This window comes from Glaciecola punicea ACAM 611, assembly GCF_000252165.1.
Lineage (GTDB): Bacteria > Pseudomonadota > Gammaproteobacteria > Enterobacterales > Alteromonadaceae > Glaciecola > Glaciecola punicea.
Map to the genome: position 1 here is coordinate 440795 of NZ_BAET01000007.1, position 19152 is coordinate 459946.

Consider the following 19152-nt stretch of genomic DNA (forward strand, 5'->3'; position numbering starts at 1 on the left):
AATGTGCGTTGTTTGCATTGCTTGCATTAAAGCGCAGACACAACATCATTTAATGCGGTTTTCGTTTGTTCGCCTAATAGCTGGCCTGCTAACGTTCCGTCTGCCTTTATAATGAACGTAGCGGGCAAATATTGTGGCTTCTCGAATGGAAAATTAGTTACAATTTCAGAGATTAATGGAAACTGTATATTATATTTATATCGGATAGCACTTAACTTTTCGTTGCTGAGGTCATCAAAACTTACCGCAAAGAGTTTCACATTATTGGGAGCTTGATGATAAAATTCATTCAGATGTGGGATTTCACGTAAGCAAGGCGCGCACCATTCTGCAAAATAATTAATAACAACAACAGAGCCCCTTAAGTCAGAATGTTTGTAAGTGTTTTCATTTAAGGTTTTAAAATCATAAGACGCTAGACTATAGGCATATAATCCCGCCGCAAAAGCAGCAACCGCTATGCTAGACCACGCAAGCGCACTGTGTAATTTATTAGTCACCTTTTGCACCGATATTTTTTTATAATTAAGGATAATCAATAATGCCTAAACCTAGGTCATATCACAAGCTTAGATATTTTGAAATTCGTCAAGGACTTACTTTTTTGAGAAAAAACGAGTTAGCTACCTTTAGCAGTATATTAAATAACAAAAAGGAGATGTTTAATGACTAAAGTATTAGTACTTTACTATTCAAAAAATGGCCGAACAAAAAAATTGGCGACAAAAATTGCCGCAGGCATTGAGCAAGCAGGTGCAAGTGCTGTGCTTAGGACGGTGCCTAGCATTACCACTAAAACGAACATAAATAACGAGCCATCAGTGCCAAATGAAGGCGATATTTACGTGAGTAAAAGAGATCTGGTAGAGTGCGATGGCTTAGCGCTTGGCAGTCCGACTCACTTTGGCAATATGGCCGCTCCTTTGAAACATTTTATAGATTCTTTAACCGATGTATGGTTAAAAGGCACACTGGTCGGCAAGCCCGCCTGTGTTTTTACTGCAAGCTCCAGCATGCATGGAGGACAAGAAACAACGCTTATATCTATGATGTTACCTTTGTTCCATCACGGTATGTGTATCGTAGGCTTGCCATATTCTGAACCGGAGTTGCATGCAACCGCCTCAGGCTGCAGTCCATATGGCGTGTCGAGTGTACAAATAGGAAGTAGTGACGAACTTAGCAATGACGAAGCAATATTAAGTGTTAAAATGGGCATCAGATTAGCGCAGCACGCAATAAAATTAGCCACATAAATGTATATAAAATAAGAGATGACCACATGGTTCAAAGTAAAAAGCCCCACACGCTAGGCGCCAGTAACGAGCTAAGTGATGATGACAACATGATCGAAGATGCGCAAAAAAAATTGCCGCCCCATCTTGTGCCTATGTCGCCTAAGGTAAAGCGATATCGATATTTGGCGCTTGTAGGCCACCTCGGTCTGTTAGCGTGGATGTCTATATGGTATCTAGTGTTAACAGGCGCACGCGATTATTCTTTCCTCTTTATTTTTATTATGTATTTGTTACCGCTGCTATTCCCACTTCACGGTATTATCAAGGCTAAACCTTACACACATGCTTGGTCGTGCTTTGTGGTGCTTTGGTATTTTATGCATAGCGCGACTACCATGTATGTTGAGCCTAGCTATTTTTTACATGCGTCTATTGAAATGATTTTTGTAATAATGATGTTTACAGGCTGCGCAATGTTTGCACGTTTACGTGGCCAAGAATTGGGCACTGGCCTGCCTAAATTGAGTAAGGTAATGGAGGACGAAAAAAAGTTTTTCGAGAAATAAGTTTGGATAGGCTCATGCCTGCCTTACCCGCTAATGAAATATTCCGACAAAACCGCCTTATAAATTTAAGGTGGTTTTAATAAATGGAATAGTTATTTTGCGCTTACTTTCAAACGAGGCCTTGTCTAAAGTATTTACCAGCAGCATAAGATCGTGCATGTCGCGCGAGGTTCGACTAAGTAAAAATCCTATCGCATCTTGTGTATAGGCGATACCAATTGCTTTAAGATGATTCTCCAACGCTCTATATTTATCGTCATCATTGAGCTGTTGTAGCGTAAAATTAGTGCCCCAAGATAGGCGCGTGCGCAGATCAACAAGGGCATATTCTATTTGATCAATTGGTTCACTTGTGGCAATTAATAACAGTGCACCCTGAGCTTCAGTGAATTGGTTTATGATGTCAAAAACCGCCGTTTGCCAATTTGCTACACCGCTAACGGCTTGAAGATTGTCTATACACACCACATCTTTACTGATAAGTCCTAGCAGCATTTCAGGTGGCATATTTATAGTGTGAACGAGATCAATATACTGCTGCGTTAACCCGCTCAAAGCAGCTTGTTCGCAAGTAGCAAGCAGCAAATGCGATTTACCGGCCCCGGGTCCACCTGTTAATACACAAATTCTTTGAGAGGCTTGAGGATAATCAACTTTATTATTAAGTACGTTCTGCAAATGGCAAATAAGCTGACTGTTTTTACCTTCCACAAAATTGTGTAAGCTATCTTGCTTGCGAAATGATACTGGGAGAACTAGCTGCATCTATTCGCCCTGCCACCTAAACGATATCTCAGCCTGCTGAAACGTCGTATCTAAGCTGAGACGTTTGTCTAGCAGCAGTATAGACTTGAGTTGCGCTATTGATGTTTTTTGATCAATTTCGACTAAGGCTATATCGTTTTTCTGTTTAATTAGTTTAATATTTTTAACTGAGGGCACAGACTTTATCAAGGCCAACATATTGACGTAGTCGGCTAAAGAATCAATGCCGCTAATAGCAGCCCTAATAGATTGACTGCCTGTTTCTGACTGCGTGTTTAAGGTAAATTGTTCAGCCAATACATTGGCGTAGATATCAACTAGTTCTATTACTACAGCCTCTTCACTGCGGCCAAACACACGGCCGGTTTCAACACTTTTGGGACGCCTGAAATCTGCACTAGTAATCACATAGTCGAGTTTATGTGTTGCGTCTCTAGGAATTTTTTCAGTGGCCAGTGACTCACTGATTTGTTCCACGGTTGCACTAATCAGATAGTCAGTATTGTAACGCACACTTTGGTCCTGCAGCTTTGAAATAAACTGATTCCACACATCATATACCGATACGTTCATTGCATCATTTAAGTCTCCTAATGGAATAACGACTTCAACACCCCTAGCAAAGGCTTTTGAGTCAATATTCTGGGCCATGTCATTGAATGAGCTCCGATACACTATATTTTTTTGATTTTCACTATTTTCTATAGCCAGCCAAATAACGGCGGACGGACGTAAACTCGCCCACACGTTACGACCACTAGCGACCAATAAACTTTGCACTTTGGCTTGATTGAAGCTAGCTTCAAACACCAAATTCTGACCTTGTTGAATAAAGCTGCTGGCAATAAGAAACTGTTCGTAATTGTCAATTGCTTTAGATATTTCATTCTCATTTACGACATCAATATTACCGCTTAACTTTATAAAAACCTGTTTAAGCGCTAATTTCCCCGCTTTTTGTTGGCTGTTTGTAGACTGATCATTTACTGCTATACGACCAATATTGACATGTTCAATATTACCTGCGGCACTAACAAAACTCATCAAAATAAGTAAAGCGCAAAGGTGCTTCAGGCTGATGAAAGTATGGTTTTTAGCGTTATTTTGACTATTTCTGCGTGTATTTAGTCGTTTATATAAGCACACAAGCAAAAGGCTTTTAAGCGATTTTAACAAACCAACCTCTTATAATAGTTTTCGTATAAACACTATTGTCGAACATTTATGCGTGTTTTGCATTAAAATTTTAGTTTAGTTTTTAATACCCTTTAATTCCTCATACTGGTAATATATGTCGCGATTTATAAAGCCAAATTAAGTAAGGATGACAAATGACTGATTCAAGCCAATCATTGAGTTATAAAGATGCCGGTGTCGACATAGACGCGGGCAATGAATTAGTTGAACGTATTAAGTCTGTTTCAAAAGCTACCCACCGACCCGAAGTTAAGGGTGGCTTGGGCGGTTTCGGCGCTCTTTGCTCACTGCCTCAAAAATATAAAAATCCACTTTTGGTATCGGGCACAGATGGCGTTGGTACAAAATTGCGCCTAGCTATGGACAATAATAGACACGACGGCATTGGCATTGATTTGGTCGCAATGTGTGTAAATGACCTCATTGTGCAAGGTGCAGAGCCTCTGTTTTTTTTAGATTATTACGCAACTGGAAAACTCGATGTCGATACCGCTGTCTCCGTTGTTACGGGCATTGGCAAAGGCTGTGAGTTAGCCAACTGTGCGCTGGTCGGTGGTGAAACTGCTGAAATGCCGGGTATGTATCACGGCAACGACTACGATATAGCAGGCTTTTGTGTCGGCGTTGTAGAAGCAAGCGAAGTAATTGACGGCACCAAAGTCAAGGCAGGCGATTGCTTAATTGCATTAGGCTCTTCTGGCCCTCACTCAAATGGTTATTCCTTAATTAGAAAAATCATTGAAGTTGCCAAGGTTGATGTCAATGAAGCCTTGCACGGCAAGCCTATTATCGATCACTTATTAGAGCCTACCCGAATATATGTTAAAAATACGCTGGCGCTACTTGAAAAATATAAGGTCAATGCAATTTCTCACATTACCGGCGGTGGTTTTTGGGAGAACATTCCTAGAGTTCTGCCTGATAACGTAGCGGCAAAAATAGACGCAGCTTCTTGGGAATGGCCAGTAATTTTTACTTATCTACAAGAAAAAGGGAATGTAAACACTCATGAGATGTATCGCACGTTTAACTGCGGTGTAGGCTTGTTATTGGCAGTCGATAATGACGATGCTCGTGACATTGTCGATTTTTTGTCAGCCGCGGGTGAGAATGCGTGGATTATAGGTAGGCTAGAAGAAAAAACGAGTGATGAAGCGGTTATTATTGAGTAATGGTATTGCCCGTAGCATGTTTCCCTAAACGTATTGTTGTCTTAGTATCCGGCTCAGGCAGCAACTTGCAAGCTATTATAAACGAATGCTCTGGCGGATTTATAAATGGCAAAGTGGTTGCTGTTATTTCTAATGTACACAACGTATATGCCCTAGAACGAGCTAAATTTCATAGCATTCAAAGCCTCGTTCTTGACCATACAGCATACGACAGCCGTCATAAATTTGATGAAGAGTTAGCTGCCCATCTTACTAAATTAGCACCTGATTTAGTGGTATTAGCAGGATTTATGCGCATATTAAGTAAAGCATTTGTAAGTCAATTTCACGGAAAAATGTTAAATATTCACCCTTCATTATTGCCAAAATACCCAGGTTTATATACGCATAAAAAAGTAATTGATAATAAAGATAAACAGCATGGCGCTTCAGTTCATTTTGTTACTGCTGAGCTAGACGGCGGGCCGGTAGTCTTACAGTCAGTGATTGCTGTCTGTGATAACGATTCGATGCCCAGTTTACGCTCGAAATTGGCAAGTACTGAGTGGCTTATTTACGCTTTAGCCGTTAAGTGGTTTTGCCAAGGCACTTTACGATTGCAGCAAGACAAAGTATGGTTCGATGATGACCTAGACTTCTCACTGTCTCCAGACAATACATCAGCAGGCTGTACAATAAGAATAAATAATAATAAGGGCTTAAAAAATGACGAGGAAAAACACTAGCGCTTTCATTAAAATGCTATTTTTAATAGTATTTTATACTTTTTCCGCTTCACCAGCATATGCATTCGCTGAAATAAATATAGAGGCAAATCCACCAGCAGCGACACAAGAATCCACTGCGCCAAGCATAAATTTAAAACCTTTTAGTGCAAAGTATGTCGCGTTTCGTTCAGGTAATGATGTGGGTATTGCGCTACTTGAGCTAAAATCACTAACCGGCAAGCATTACGAGTTAACTTATGAGTCCATTGTTTCGCGTTTCTTTTTAACCGATGAGCGCTTTGAAAAAACTACTTTCTCTAACGAACTAGGAAATTTGGTGCCACTTGAATATTACTATAAGCGTTCCGGCACAGGCCCAAACAAAACACTTTTGCTGAATTTCGATCAGTTAAATCAAAAAATTCATGTGGATGAAAGTGCATCGCTTCCTTGGGATGATGAGCTTGACAATCAGCTATTCAGAATAGATTTCCCACAGCAACTAGCCAATGGCAACACCAATAAGGTTTACAATTTCATCAACTACAGAGGTGAAAAGCGCCAGTATCAACTTGAGGTGATGGCGACTGAGAATTTAAGCCTCCCCTATGGGAATATTAACGCGATTAAAGTACTGATTGGTCGTGAGTCACCTAGAAGAGTAACGTATGCTTGGTTTGCGCCAAGTCTCAATTATAACCTGGTACGCATACAGCAGTTTAAAGATGAAAGCGAGCAAGGTGACGTCCAGTTAAAAACATTTAAATATTTATAACAATTAGTGCTTATAGTGCGCCTATATAACACACGAAAAGCGGTATCAACCGATCGATGCCGAGCGAAAACACCATGAATTCACGAAGATAGTTAGCACATTATTAGTATCATTAACTTGATTTATTAGATAATTATGGTTACATTTTGAACGTCTGGTCTGACCTTTGGAGAGAATATGTTCGATATAGTATGGTTTTTAATTTTTATAGCAGTGTTTGGAGTAGTCGCCTATCAGCGATATTCACTTATCACATGCGTTAGCGTATTAGCTTTAACAATGGTTATCGGCACCATTGCCGGCGGTATTGGCATACTTGGATGGATTTTGTTCATTTTAGTCGCTTTGCCTATTGCCTATAGCCCCATCCGCGTGAGCATCCTTTCGACAAAACTTTTGTCGTTTTATAAGTCAGTTACGCCTGAGTTATCTGACACTGAGAAAGAGGCAATAGACGCAGGCACCGTCTGGTGGGACGGCGATCTATTTACGGGAAAGCCCGACTGGCAGAAACTGCACGCTATATCTCGTCCACATTTAACGAGTGAAGAGCAGGCATTCTTAGATGGTCCTTGTGAAGAAGTGTGCACAATGGTCAATGAGTGGGAGATAAACCATGTCGATGCCGATTTACCCGACGAAATTTGGGCATTTCTAAAAGAACACAAATTCTTTGCCATGATCATAGAAAAAAAATATGGAGGGCTGGCATATTCTGCCTTTGCGCAGTCTCGCGTTTTACAAAAATTAGCAGGTGTAAGTGCAGTGTTATCGTCTACCGTTGGTGTTCCTAATTCTCTTGGTCCCGGTGAACTCTTACAGCACTACGGCACCAAAGAACAACAAGATTATTACTTGCCCCGCTTAGCCGTTGGTAAAGACGTTCCATGTTTTGCGTTGACAGGCCCTGAAGCCGGATCAGATGCAGGTTCAATCCCCGATGTTGGTATTGTATGTAAAGGTGAATTTGAAGGTAAGGAAGTGTTAGGTATGAGCCTTACCTTTTCGAAGCGCTACATTACACTAGCACCCATTGCAACTGTAATTGGACTAGCATTTAAACTCGAAGATCCAGAAGGTCTGTTAGGCGAGAAAAAGCATTTAGGCATTACGTGTGCGCTTATCCCTCGCAAAACTAAAGGTTTAGAGATTGGACGTAGACACTTCCCGCTTAACGTTCCGTTTCACAACGGTCCCGTTAAGGGTACCAATATGTTTGTGCCCTTAAGTTACATTATTGGTGGTGAAAAAATGGCCGGTAAAGGCTGGCGTATGTTAATGGAGTGTTTGTCGGTAGGACGCTGCATTACGTTACCCTCCTCAGCAGCGGGTGGCGCCAAGCAATTAGCCCTCAGCACAGGTGCATATTCACGCATTCGCCGTCAATTCCGCTTGCCTATTGGTCAAATGGAAGGCGTTGAAGAAATGCTGGCAAGAATAGGCGGAAACGCGTATTTAATGGACGCTGTTACCTCATTTTCTACCGCTGGTGTAGACTTAGGCCAGAAACCATCGGTTATTTCAGCCATTTGCAAGTATCACTTAACCGAAAGAATGCGCCAAGTTGTAAACGACTCAATGGATGTGCATGGAGGTAAAGGTATTTGTTTAGGCCCCACAAACTATTTGGGACGAGCTTATCAAGGTGTGCCTATTTCTATTACCGTTGAAGGTGCAAATATTCTTACGCGTAATATGATGATATTTGGTCAAGGCGCAATGCGCTGCCATCCTTATGTATTAAAAGAACTATATGCGGCCCAGATTAACGACGAGCATGAGCAGCTAACGACATTTGATGAGGCTGTGTTCGGTCACATTGGCTTTGCGGTTAGTAATACCGTGCGCTCACTTTGGTTCTCACTATCACGTAATCGTCTTAGTAGTGCACCATTTAAGGATGAGACCGCTGGATACTACAGAAGCCTACAGGGATACTCCTCAAATCTTGCCATACTGACCGACGTTTCTATGGGCGTACTGGGAGGATCCTTGAAGAGAAGAGAGCGTTTGTCAGCGCGTTTAGGTGATGTACTTAGCCATTTGTACTTAGCTTCAGCAACACTCAAACGCTACGATGAACAGGGACGAATTAAAGAAGACCTTCCCTTTTTAGAATGGGCAATGCAAGACTGTTTACATAACATAGACGTGGCAATTGACGATTTCATTCGTAACTTTCCCTCTGTCCCAGTGGGTCTCTTGTTACGCACAATTGTGCAGCCTTATGGCAAAGTTAATGATAAGCCAAGCGATAAGGTCGAACATAAAATTGCGGATATATTGCAAAAGCCAGGGCCAGCAAGGGATCGTTTAGGCAATGGCCAATACCTAACGCGTATAGAAGGTAGTTTGTTTGGTGACCTAGAACAAACATTGGAGAACATGGTAAAAGTAGAGCCTATTTTTGACCGAATTTGTGCTTCAATGGGAAAGAAACTGCCGATGACACAGCTTGATGACTTGGCTATACAAGCTTTAGCAGCCGACATTATTAGTGAAGAAGAGGCCGAACTGCTAACGGCTACTGAAGCGGGACGTTTGCGTACTATAAATGTGGATGATTTTGACCCACAGGAATTGCTCGCATCAAATAGCAAAAAAGTAGCTAAGCCCGCGCGTAAACGTGCTGTAAAAGCGGCGACGCCGGATACGGCTAAATCTGTAGACAAGGACACGTCCGCGGCTGCAGCAAAGAGCACTGCTAAAGACACAAACAGTGTGACATAGATGCAGATTTAATTAGGATAGGCCGAGCGCTTTTATTTAGTAGTAAAATTTAAACGCCATTAAATGTACATTTAATGGCGTTTTTTTCTGCGCTACTCAAAAAGGCCTGCGACATGGCATTCATTTTTAAGCGTCTGATTGCCTCATCGTCTAAATTAACAATCGTTTTAGCAAGGGAATATTCATCAGCCAAGGTATTATTTGAAACACCTGGATCGTCTGTGTTCAAAAAAACTTCAATATCATGTGATAAAAACGACTTAACAGGATGTGTCGCCATATCCAGCCAAGTGCCGGTTTGATAATTTGAAAGGATGCAGCTTTCAATTCCAATTTTATGCATAGCCATGTATGACAACAGGCGATTGTCGTTTATAGCAGCAACACCATGCCCTATTCTGCTGGCCCCAAGCAGGTTAATGGCATCCCAAATACTATTAGCACCGCCCGCCTCTCCTGCATGAACAGTGATATTCAGACCTTGCTCGCGGGCTATCTTAAAATGATTTATGAAAAGCGCAGGGGGGAAGTTGTGCTCATCACCAGCTAAGTCAAGCGCTACAATTTGTGATTTTGCACTTAAAATTGCATCTAACTCTTTAAAGCAATTTTCAACACCAAAGGTTCGGCTAAGTATGCCAATTAATTTAGCTTTGTAATTCTTTTCTTTGTTAGCACGTGCTACTCCTGCAACTACTGCTTCAACTACGCCTATTAAAGGTAAGTTATAGGCTCTTGCCATATAATTAGGTGAGAACCTCAGTTCAACGTGAGCTAGCCCTTCATTTACAGCGTCAATTACATTTTCATAAGCGATTTTTTCACAATCTTCTACGTGAGCAAGTACTGAAACACCTATATCAAGCTTTTGTAAAAAAGCCATTAAATCGGTGGTTTTGTCTTGAATAAACACGTGCTTGGAGAGCGCTTGCTCGTCGGTGTATGGTAAGTCAATACCGTTTTTTACTGCAAGATTTAATATGCTAGAAACTCGTATATTACCGTCTAAATGACGATGTAGGTCGATTAGGGGAAGGTTTGATTCAGTCATAATTTTTCACTAAGCGCTTAGCAAAGGGCTAGCATTAAAGATATTAGTCTCCAATACAACAAGCATCAATCGAGTTTAAGTTTTTCAATCGCAACTAAAATTTGCGTGCGTGATTTTACCTCAAGTCTTCTAAACAAGGCACTTACATGCGCTTTTACCGTTGCTTCAGTTACATTCAGCCGTTGCGCAATATCTTTATTCATTAAGCCCTGTTTTACTAACCTTAGCACCGTAAATTGCTTGGGTGTAAGTTCACGTACTTTTTCCGCAATTTGTACTTTGTCGCTGCTGACTCTTTGTAGTTGACCATCAACCGATGGGGGAACCCAAGTTCCGCCCGACAAGGCTAATTTTAGGGCGGCAACCATTTGGGTTGTGGCTGTCGTTTTTGGAATAAATGCGTTTGCACCAAATTCCATTGCTTGTGCAATGGTGTCAATGTCTTCTGTGCCTGACACAATGGCAATGGGTAGGTCTGGAAAGTTTTGGCGGATCCTCAACAAGCCATAAAAATTATCGCAACCAGGCATGTTAAGGTCTAATAATAATAGGCTTACGTTACGCTGACGCCGCAAGGTATTGAGAGTAGTAGAAAACGAATCAGATTCTAAATAGTTGACGCCTGTAAAGTGGCTTTGCATAGCGGCCTTTAGAGCCTCGCGAAACAGTGGGTGATCATCTGCAATTAAAAATTTAAGCATACGCAATAATTTCCATTCTTTTTTTTTATAATTTATACACTATGCCATTATCAAATATTAATACGCCAGTAGCAAAATAACGGTTTGACACACCAGCCTTGAACTAAAGTGTTCACATAACGCACTTTATTAAGATACCATAGACAAGTGATACTTATGCGTGTGTTGAAATACTGTTATAAAACTCAAGCCTGAGTAATTTGCTATAAAAAACTCACGTTTTACCCTTGTATATATCAATATTTGCCTGACAATATTTAGCAAGGATTACATCAACTACAACTGAAGTTTATTTTTTAACATGACTAAAAGCAAGAAACCATTTTCACATGACACTTTATACGCCACTGAAAAACCAAAAGTTGAAAAGTTTAGTTTTAATCAACAGGTGGTAGACGTATTTCCCGATATGATAAATCGTTCGGTCCCGAGTTATCAAAATATTATTGATTGCGTGGGTAAAATGGCTAATTTGTTATGCAACAGCAATCCTATTATTTACGATTTAGGGTGTTCTTTAGGGAATGTAAGCCTGTCTATAGCAAAACACGCACAGTCCAAAAACCCTAAGATAAAGGGGATAGACAATTCCAGCGCGATGATTGAACGTTGTCAGCAACATATCGATGCCTTTAGTTTTGGCAATAGTATTAGTCTTAAACAAGCTGATTTAGTGTCGGTTGCCTTATCGCCCTGCAACATGGTTGTGATCAACTTTACACTTCAGTTTATTGAGCCAACAAAGCGTCAAAATATTATTAACAAGGTTTATCGTGCCCTTGAGCCGAAGGGTGTTTTTGTCTTGAGCGAAAAAATAGAACTCTCAAATGCGGTTTTAAATAATGTATTAGTTGATCTACACCATGAGTTTAAACGGGAAAATGGATATTCTGACTTAGAAATTAGCCAAAAACGCTCTGCACTTGAAGAGGTGATGAGATTAGACACCGTCAAAATACATCAAGAAAGGCTGTGTGAGGCTGGATTTTCAAATGTCTGTGTGTGGTACCAACATTTTAATTTCGTGTCCATTTTGGCCATCAAATAATAGAAGGATTCACATGCAATCTATGTCTTGGCGCAGCGCGTTTTATAACAGTATTGTAAACACCAAGCTTGAATTATATATAGCTGAATTTGCTATCATTCTTAAAGACTTCGAAGCCAGTGTGCCTGCGAAGGACCTTAATCGATGGCAGCGACAGCTTGGTCAGCTTCCTAAGGTTGAGAACATAGAATTAATAGTTGGCGATAGTGTCAGCCTAAACGCAAACAATGCTTTGACTGCGGGTGATATTGCAAAGACAATATCTGTGCTTAAAAACTTTATGCCCTGGCGAAAGGGTCCTTTTAACTTCATGTCTATTAACATAGACACTGAGTGGCGTTCCGATTGGAAATGGAATCGAGTGTTGCCACATTTACAGAATCTTGCCGGTAAAAAAGTGTTAGATGTAGGTTGCGGCAGTGGCTATCATTTATTTAGAATGCATGATGCGCAGGCTTCACAAATTATTGGTGTTGATCCTACCGCCCTTTTCTTTTTTCAATTTCACTGCTTTAAACAATATTTACCGTCATTAAATGTACACTATTTGCCAATTGGCATTGAGGCGATGCCCACAACGAACTACTTCGATACAGTTTTTTCCATGGGCGTGTTATATCACCGTCAAGATCCCATAAAGTTTTTGCGTGAGCTCAAGGACCAGCTATGCTCAGGGGGGCAATTAGTGCTTGAAACACTGGTGATAGATGGAGATGAAAACACGGTGTTAATGCCAAAAGGCCGTTATGCACAAATGCGTAATGTATGGTTTTTGCCATCGGTAGATGCACTCATAATTTGGCTACAGCGTGTAGGCTTTAAAAATGTTAAGTGCGTTGATATAGATTGTACCAGCATAGAAGAACAGCGCGCTACGCCATGGATGGAGACTCACTCCTTAATAGATTTTCTGGACAGCGAAAATATGACTAAGACGATAGAAGGCTATCCTGCTCCTAAAAGAGCGGTACTTACTGCATCGGTGAGTTAGCAGGCATTGCGATATAGTTTACCTGTTGGCATTAAAGTTGAATAGCTTCAGTCACCGCTGAACCATTATTTCTAGATTTACGCGTTTATTTATCAATACCTTATTCGCTGTGTACCTAGTTCAAGGCCTTATTTGAGGTAGATGTGACAAGTTCTGACATTCAAATCGAAAAATCACATGCAGTGCTGAAACACTTCATAAGTGAGCAAAAGTTACCCAGTGAGTATGCCTGTATTGCACAAACATGGTTCATTCCTTTAGCCTTAACATTAATAAAGCACCAAAATAGTGCAAACCGCCCAATTTTAGTCGGTATAAATGGCTGCCAGGGTTCAGGGAAGTCAACGTTAACATGCTTTCTAAGCACCTTGCTAAACGAAGTATTTAAGGTCGCCAGCGTTAGCTTGTCAATAGACGACTTCTATTTATCTAAGCATTCACGGCAATTGCTAGCGTCCACTATTAACCCACTTCTTGCTACTCGCGGCGTACCAGGTACTCATGACATTGTATTGTTAGAAAGCACACTGTGGTCCTTGCGCCAAGGTCAGCCGGTGAGTCTTCCTGCGTTTGATAAGTCAATGGATGATGTAAAGCCACAAGAGCAGTGGGAGCACGCTGAGCACAAATACAAAATTATAATACTTGAAGGTTGGTGTGTTGGTCTAGACAGCCAGCACCCGGCGCAGCTCTTGTCGCCTGTGAATGAATTAGAAGCCAAAGAAGATGCGAGTGGCCAGTGGCGACAGTATGTAAATGATGTGCTGTCAGTCGATTATAAACGCGTGTTTGCTTCAATTGACTATCTGGTTATGCTGCAAGCACCCTCTTTTGAGCATGTTTATGCATGGCGCTGTGAACAAGAGCATAAACTGAAAACGTCACTTGCTAGCCATAGAACAGATTCACAATTACCTAATGAAACCATGAGCGATAGTGAAATATTACGCTTCATTCAATTTTACCAGCGCCTAACACAACACGCGCTAAGTACTATTCCAGCAAAATGTGATCGCTTGTTTGTGCTAAATGAAACACGCGGAATTACACAATGTCAACAACATTGAGTCCTGTCAAAAAATGGCTGGTATTTACCGATTTCGACGGCACCCTTTTAGATCATTATACCTATAGCTTTGACGCAGCTATTGACTGCCTTAAGCAATTAGCTGAGCAAGGTGTTCCGGTAATACCTAATTCCAGTAAAACGTTTGCAGAAGTAAGGTATTTACAAGAAAAAATGTTGTTAAAGACACCGCTAATTGTTGAGAACGGGGCGGCGGTTTATATACCCAAAGACTTTTTACCACAAAAACCCAAAGGCGCAGTATTTAAGCATGGCTATTGGCTGAAGTCATTTGCGCAAAAAAGACAGTTTTGGCAAGGTATAGTACAAAGCATGAAAACTGATTATCCCCGCCAGTTTGAGACATTTGGGGAGATGAACATTGGCCGTATTTGTGAGCTAACAGGGTTAAATGAGAAAAGTGCGCGATTGGCCTCGCAGCGAGAATTTGGAGAACCTGTGCTATGGCTTGGCAGCGGCGAACAGCGCAGAAACTTTATTGAAAGAATACGAAAACTCGGCGCCTTCCCGCTGTTAGGTGGCCGCTTTTTACATGTATCTGGTAATAGCAACAAAGGTAAGGCTTTAACGTGGCTACTTAAAGAGTGTGTAAGGCAATATCCGAAATTCACGTTCTTAAGTATTGCTCTAGGCGACACTAATAATGACATAGACATGTTGGAAGTGGCCGACATCGCCGTTCGTATAGCGTCTCCGGTGCATACATTACCAGAACTTCAACGTACGCACGAAGTATATACAAGCGTGGCAACTGGACCCCAAGGCTGGCGCGAAATAATCGATCAACTAATTATGACAACACTGCATGAGGATGACTAATGGCTGACTTTTACCAAAATGGCATAGTGACCACCCTTCATAATTTAGAAAATAGACCCATTGAGGCCTTAGAAAAGGAATTAGTTGGTTTTTCTAAACGTAGACCAATGGGTCTTATTTTACCCAGTTTATACTCGGAGTTAGAAGGTAAGGCCCTTCTTGGTACTATTGAGCATATAAAAAAGGTGCCGTATTTGCAGCAAATTGTCATTGGACTGGATCAGGCAGACCAGTCGCAGTTTGAGCATGCCTTAGCCTTTTTCTCAGGTTTACCGCAAAACCATCGCATATTGTGGAACGATGGTCCTCGATTAAAAGCGCTAGATGAAGAGCTTCAAAAGCTCGGTTTAGCGCCTAAGGAAATGGGCAAGGGTCGAAATGTTTGGTACTGCATGGGATTTATTTTGGCGTCTAACAAAGTTGAAAGTGTCGCCTTACACGACTGCGATATCCTGACATATGACAGGTCCTTACTCGCCAGACTTATATACCCCGTGGCTAATCCACAGTTTAACTATGAGTTTTGTAAGGGCTACTATGCGCGTGTTGCTGACGGTAAAATAAATGGAAGAGTATCACGATTACTGGTAACGCCTCTTCTAAGAGCCTTGAAAAACACCCTAGGCCAGAATGACTACCTAGATTTTATGGACAGTTTTAGATATCCACTGGCAGGAGAGTTTTCGTTCAGACGAGATGTATTGAACGACTTACGCATTCCAAGCGACTGGGGCTTAGAAATAGGCGTGTTGTCCGAAATGCATAGGAACTACTCACGCAATAGACTTTGCCAGGCAGACATCGCCCATACCTATGATCATAAGCATCAGGATTTATCTTTGCATAATGACCAAGGTGGCTTATCTAAAATGTCGATTGATATTACCAAGGCCCTGTTTAGAAAACTGGCCACGCAAGGCACTGTTTTTAGCAATGAAACTTTTCGAACGATCAAAGCGACATATTTTAGAATTGCCTTAGACTTTGTGGAAACATATCATAATGACGCCATTATGAACGGCTTAAAATTGGATATTCATTCCGAAGAAAAGGCGGTTGAACTGTTTGCACAAAATATTATGAAAGCCGGCAGTAGCTTTTTAGACAATCCTATGGAAACTCCGTTTATTCCCAGTTGGAACAGAGTGGTAAGCGCAAAACCTAATGTATTGGCTTGTTTAAAAACCGCAGTAGAAGAAGACTATGCAGAATATTCGAGGCAATAAATGGATAAAGTAAACTTACTTAATGAAAAAGTACGTCATCACCTAGACACTATTTACCAAGGAATTTTCCCATCAGACAAGCTAGATGATATTGCCCTTGAGCTACTTAAACGAATGCGTATTAGCCATGAACACGATATTCTTATTCCGCAGGTCCACACGAATTTATGGAATGAAAAAGATGTTGTGCTAATAACTTACGGCGACTCCATCATTGAGCCAAGCGCAGATCTGTCACAGGGAATGCATAAGCCACCGCTGCAAACTCTGTACACATTCCTAGATAAATATTGCGCACATGCTGTAAACCACGTGCATATTCTGCCTTTTTTCCCCTACAGCTCTGACGATGGTTTTTCAGTAATTGACTACTCTAGCGTGAACCAAGCGCTGGGCAGTTGGGATGATGTTACTCGTATTGCCAATGAGTTTGGCCTAATGGTCGACTTAGTGATTAACCACTGCAGTGCCCGCAGCCTGTGGTTTGACAACTTCATTAAACAAGAGTCACCTGGCAAAGACTTCTTTTTTACCATTGATAAGGACACCGACACATCACTTGTCACTAGGCCTCGCACTAGCGATTTACTTCGCAAAACCTCAACCACTGACGGAACAAAGTATGTGTGGTGTACGTTCAGTCATGACCAAGTAGACTTTGATTTTAGAAATCCAGAGGTGTTGTTGGCTTTTGTCGATATTATTCGCTTATATTTAGACAAAGGTACGCGCATTTTTAGGCTCGATGCCATTGCTTTCTTGTGGAAGGAATTTGGCACAAACTGTATTAATCTGCCACAAACTCATGAAGTTGTGAGGACAATGAGAACTTTAATTGAGCACGCCTCTCCAAACTCCATTATTATCACCGAGACGAATATCCCCAACCGAGAAAATTTGACTTATTTGGGTAATGCTAATGAAGCCCATGCTATTTATAACTTTTCATTACCTCCGCTGTTACTAAACACATTAATAACCGGTGATTGCGGATATTTAAAAAGCTGGCTAATGAGTATGCCGCCCGCCCAAAATGGTACGTTTTATTTTAACTTCATAGCATCACATGACGGCATCGGTTTACGCCCGGTTGAAGGCTTGCTAAGCGACGAAGAAATAGCCAATTTAGCCGACTGCATGCAAAAATTTGGCGGCAAGGTGTCGTGGCGAACGGGCTTACTCGGACAACAAAAGCCTTACGAGCTTAATATTGCCCTAATTGACGCCCTGCAGGGCGATATGCACGGGCCTGATGAATTCCAGATCCAAAGATTTTTGTGCGCCCATGCCATTATGCTTGGGCTTGAGGGTTTGCCTGGTATATATATTCATTCTTTATTAGGCACCACAAACGATTATGAAAAGGCCAGCAATACCGGTCAAAGCCGTTCAATTAATCGTCATCGTTGGCATTTCGATTCATTGAGTCGAGAGTTAGACGACGCTTATTCTCTGCACCACCAAGTGCTCACCCAAATGACGCAGTTAATATCCATTCGTACAGCGCAAAGTGCATTTCATCCTAATGCCACCCAATTTACACTACATTTAGGCACTAAGATATTTGGATATTGGCGTCAAAGTATTGATAGAACGCAAAGTATTTTCTGCTTGTCTAATATATCCAAAGAGCCGCAAACGATTAAACTTTGCGACATCAATTTGATTGGCACCGACGAATGGGTAGATTTACTGACTCAAACACCGCTGCATTCTCAAATGCAAAACATTACCCTTGCACCTTATAAAAGTGCATGGATTACCAATCGATTTCATAAGGGCTGATTAGGCGATAGCGAAGAATATGCTATCGTAAATATCTAAAATCTTAAAAAAATAAACGTTTGTTGCATACATAGCACTTGCATTTTGTTTTACTTATCCTCTATGTCTGACTTTTAAAGAGTCACGCTAAGCCTGAGTCACCATTAAAATAGGAAGAGTAGATATTTGTTTAGTGACAATGCGCCTTATTTCAAATTGCGAAGTGCCCATTTTTCCGAAATGCAGACACTAGGCAATAGTTGAATGTAAAGAAAAGTTTGAAACGCTGTTAATGGGCTTTTTAGTCTTAAACGAACCATCACTTAGCATTACCAATTAAATATATAAGTCTAGGCCACAGCATGGTTTCGATCAAAAAAGGGCGCTATTACAGCGCCCTTTTTGTAAACTACACTATTTATACAAATTTGCGTTCGCGTTTAGTTTCAATAGTTTCTATATATCCATGCCACGTTGCATAACCTAACACTGGCATAATCACAATAAAGGCAACAAAGAATGTCACAAAGCCTAAGAATACAGAAAAACCAATAACACATGCCCATATTAACATAGGTATCTTGTTACGCCATACGGCATTCATACTCGTGAGTACTGCGGTTGCTAAATCTACTTTGCGTTCTAACAGTATTGGTTGCGTAAAAGCACTTATAAAAAACACCAAGGTAACAAAGCCTGCGCCTACAATGGTGCCCAGCGTAAGGAATGGCCAAATATTGAAAAACGTAGGGTCAAGGTAGCTTGGGTAAAGCGCATGAATTATGCTGGCCACTCGTAGCCAAAATATCATAAGTAGCATTAACACAAGACCAAAGCCCCATTCGTTGACAGCATTTCTGGACATTGCTTTTAAGGAATGGCGCAAAGAAGGTTTACGCTTTTTTTCAAACTGCCATGCTACATCGTATAAACCGGCTGCCAGATAGGGTCCTATAAGCATAAAACAAATCATAGCTGGGAAAATCACAAGGTAAAAATCTGAAGCTTGCACTAATAAAAATATCCCAATGGGGATAAGCGTAAAAATAACGCCGTAAAAAGTACTTACAAACTTGGCTTTTTTAAAGTCCTCTACGCCAAGTGCAAGCCACTTAAAACAGGCAAACTTGTCCAGTGTGGCGCTGGGAATAACACGTGCAATGCCGCTACTTTCAATAGCGTTTTCTTCTTCTTGTTTTTTTTTGGTTTCGGAAGCTTGTTCAACGTTCTGAGACATGCTTATCTCCCTAAGGGTAACTCACAGCAATATTCGATAGGTAATGGATAAAACAAATCACTTTAATTATTTACATCA

Annotated in this window: 18 protein-coding genes; 12 read left to right on the top strand and 6 right to left on the bottom strand. The window is 41.1% G+C overall.

What is annotated here, in order from left to right; all coding sequences use genetic code 11:
- Positions 1-26: 26 nt before the first annotated feature.
- Complete coding sequence (locus GPUN_RS04350) at positions 27-500, bottom strand: TlpA family protein disulfide reductase (RefSeq protein ID WP_040520281.1); 474 nt, start codon at positions 498-500, stop codon at positions 27-29.
- Between the two features lie 165 nt (positions 501-665).
- Between GPUN_RS04350 and wrbA the strand changes: the two genes are divergently transcribed.
- Both wrbA and GPUN_RS04360 read left to right on the top strand, forming a co-directional pair.
- Positions 666-1256 carry an NAD(P)H:quinone oxidoreductase gene (wrbA, locus tag GPUN_RS04355; RefSeq protein WP_006003797.1) on the top strand — a complete coding sequence of 197 codons (591 nt, stop codon included), beginning with the start codon at positions 666-668 and terminating at the stop codon, positions 1254-1256.
- A gap of 26 nt (positions 1257-1282) precedes the next feature.
- Positions 1283-1804 carry a DUF2069 domain-containing protein gene (locus GPUN_RS04360; protein ID WP_006003798.1) on the top strand — a complete coding sequence of 174 codons (522 nt, stop codon included), beginning with the start codon at positions 1283-1285 and terminating at the stop codon, positions 1802-1804.
- 57 nt (positions 1805-1861) lie between these two features.
- On the opposite strand, the gene hda is transcribed toward GPUN_RS04360, so the two are convergent.
- Together hda and GPUN_RS04370 are read right to left on the bottom strand one after the other, a co-directional pair.
- Positions 1862-2569, bottom strand: coding sequence for a DnaA regulatory inactivator Hda (gene hda / locus GPUN_RS04365; protein WP_006003799.1), 708 nt, complete (start codon positions 2567-2569; stop codon positions 1862-1864).
- On the bottom strand, positions 2570-3613 hold the full coding sequence (locus GPUN_RS04370; protein ID WP_141567207.1) for a DUF2066 domain-containing protein: 1044 nt from the start codon (positions 3611-3613) through the stop codon (positions 2570-2572).
- A gap of 287 nt (positions 3614-3900) precedes the next feature.
- Between GPUN_RS04370 and purM the strand changes: the two genes are divergently transcribed.
- From purM to fadE, 4 genes are all read left to right on the top strand, one after another.
- Entirely contained in the window at positions 3901-4938 is a 1038-nt protein-coding gene (gene purM, locus GPUN_RS04375) for a phosphoribosylformylglycinamidine cyclo-ligase (protein ID WP_006003803.1), read from the top strand.
- Positions 4938-5663 (top strand): phosphoribosylglycinamide formyltransferase, encoded by a 726-nt coding sequence (gene purN, locus GPUN_RS04380; RefSeq protein WP_006003806.1) that lies wholly within the window; start codon positions 4938-4940, stop codon positions 5661-5663. Before purM ends, purN begins: the two co-directional genes overlap by 1 nt.
- Positions 5644-6420, top strand: coding sequence for a DUF3108 domain-containing protein (locus GPUN_RS04385; RefSeq protein WP_006003809.1), 777 nt, complete (start codon positions 5644-5646; stop codon positions 6418-6420). Before purN ends, GPUN_RS04385 begins: the two co-directional genes overlap by 20 nt.
- 177 nt (positions 6421-6597) lie before the next feature.
- The gene (gene fadE, locus GPUN_RS04390; RefSeq protein WP_081483894.1) at positions 6598-9150 is read left to right on the top strand and encodes an acyl-CoA dehydrogenase FadE; all 2553 of its coding nucleotides are present in this window, start codon (positions 6598-6600) and stop codon (positions 9148-9150) included.
- 49 nt (positions 9151-9199) lie between these two features.
- Here the strand turns inward: fadE and add are convergent, their stop codons facing one another.
- A complete protein-coding gene (gene add, locus GPUN_RS04395; RefSeq protein ID WP_006003813.1) occupies positions 9200-10201 on the bottom strand; it encodes an adenosine deaminase in 1002 nt (333 codons plus the stop codon).
- Between the two features lie 65 nt (positions 10202-10266).
- A complete protein-coding gene (locus tag GPUN_RS04400; protein WP_006003815.1) occupies positions 10267-10902 on the bottom strand; it encodes a response regulator in 636 nt (211 codons plus the stop codon).
- Positions 10903-11203: 301 nt separating this feature from the next.
- Between GPUN_RS04400 and cmoA the strand changes: the two genes are divergently transcribed.
- From cmoA to GPUN_RS04430, 6 genes are all read left to right on the top strand, one after another.
- On the top strand, positions 11204-11950 hold the full coding sequence (cmoA, locus tag GPUN_RS04405) for a carboxy-S-adenosyl-L-methionine synthase CmoA (RefSeq protein ID WP_006003817.1): 747 nt from the start codon (positions 11204-11206) through the stop codon (positions 11948-11950).
- 13 nt (positions 11951-11963) lie between these two features.
- Positions 11964-12941: a tRNA 5-methoxyuridine(34)/uridine 5-oxyacetic acid(34) synthase CmoB gene (cmoB, locus tag GPUN_RS04410; protein WP_006003819.1), complete on the top strand. Its 978-nt coding sequence runs from the start codon at positions 11964-11966 to the stop codon at positions 12939-12941.
- Between the two features lie 143 nt (positions 12942-13084).
- A complete protein-coding gene (locus tag GPUN_RS04415) occupies positions 13085-14008 on the top strand; it encodes a hypothetical protein (protein WP_006003821.1) in 924 nt (307 codons plus the stop codon).
- Positions 13993-14847 carry an HAD-IIB family hydrolase gene (locus tag GPUN_RS04420; protein ID WP_006003823.1) on the top strand — a complete coding sequence of 285 codons (855 nt, stop codon included), beginning with the start codon at positions 13993-13995 and terminating at the stop codon, positions 14845-14847. The genes GPUN_RS04415 and GPUN_RS04420 overlap by 16 nt, the downstream gene beginning before the upstream one ends.
- On the top strand, positions 14847-16073 hold the full coding sequence (locus tag GPUN_RS04425) for a glycosyltransferase family protein (RefSeq protein WP_006003825.1): 1227 nt from the start codon (positions 14847-14849) through the stop codon (positions 16071-16073). The genes GPUN_RS04420 and GPUN_RS04425 overlap by 1 nt, the downstream gene beginning before the upstream one ends.
- Positions 16074-17858 (top strand): alpha-amylase family glycosyl hydrolase, encoded by a 1785-nt coding sequence (locus GPUN_RS04430; RefSeq protein ID WP_006003829.1) that lies wholly within the window; start codon positions 16074-16076, stop codon positions 17856-17858.
- 397 nt (positions 17859-18255) lie between these two features.
- Here the strand turns inward: GPUN_RS04430 and GPUN_RS04435 are convergent, their stop codons facing one another.
- Positions 18256-19074, bottom strand: coding sequence for a DUF2189 domain-containing protein (locus GPUN_RS04435; RefSeq protein ID WP_006003830.1), 819 nt, complete (start codon positions 19072-19074; stop codon positions 18256-18258).
- Between the last annotated feature and the right edge of the window lie 78 nt (positions 19075-19152).

Coding starts and splice junctions, on each gene's coding strand:
- wrbA (WP_006003797.1), top strand. CDS start 666: ATGACTAAAGTATTAGTACTTTACTATTCAAAAAATGGCCGAACAAAA.
- GPUN_RS04360 (WP_006003798.1), top strand. CDS start 1,283: ATGGTTCAAAGTAAAAAGCCCCACACGCTAGGCGCCAGTAACGAGCTA.
- hda (WP_006003799.1), bottom strand. CDS start 2,569: ATGCAGCTAGTTCTCCCAGTATCATTTCGCAAGCAAGATAGCTTACAC.
- GPUN_RS04370 (WP_141567207.1), bottom strand. CDS start 3,613: ATGAGTTTTGTTAGTGCCGCAGGTAATATTGAACATGTCAATATTGGT.
- purM (WP_006003803.1), top strand. CDS start 3,901: ATGACTGATTCAAGCCAATCATTGAGTTATAAAGATGCCGGTGTCGAC.
- purN (WP_006003806.1), top strand. CDS start 4,938: ATGGTATTGCCCGTAGCATGTTTCCCTAAACGTATTGTTGTCTTAGTA.
- GPUN_RS04385 (WP_006003809.1), top strand. CDS start 5,644: ATGACGAGGAAAAACACTAGCGCTTTCATTAAAATGCTATTTTTAATA.
- fadE (WP_081483894.1), top strand. CDS start 6,598: ATGTTCGATATAGTATGGTTTTTAATTTTTATAGCAGTGTTTGGAGTA.
- add (WP_006003813.1), bottom strand. CDS start 10,201: ATGACTGAATCAAACCTTCCCCTAATCGACCTACATCGTCATTTAGAC.
- GPUN_RS04400 (WP_006003815.1), bottom strand. CDS start 10,902: ATGCTTAAATTTTTAATTGCAGATGATCACCCACTGTTTCGCGAGGCT.
- cmoA (WP_006003817.1), top strand. CDS start 11,204: ATGACTAAAAGCAAGAAACCATTTTCACATGACACTTTATACGCCACT.
- cmoB (WP_006003819.1), top strand. CDS start 11,964: ATGCAATCTATGTCTTGGCGCAGCGCGTTTTATAACAGTATTGTAAAC.
- GPUN_RS04420 (WP_006003823.1), top strand. CDS start 13,993: ATGTCAACAACATTGAGTCCTGTCAAAAAATGGCTGGTATTTACCGAT.
- GPUN_RS04425 (WP_006003825.1), top strand. CDS start 14,847: ATGGCTGACTTTTACCAAAATGGCATAGTGACCACCCTTCATAATTTA.
- GPUN_RS04430 (WP_006003829.1), top strand. CDS start 16,074: ATGGATAAAGTAAACTTACTTAATGAAAAAGTACGTCATCACCTAGAC.
- GPUN_RS04435 (WP_006003830.1), bottom strand. CDS start 19,074: ATGTCTCAGAACGTTGAACAAGCTTCCGAAACCAAAAAAAAACAAGAA.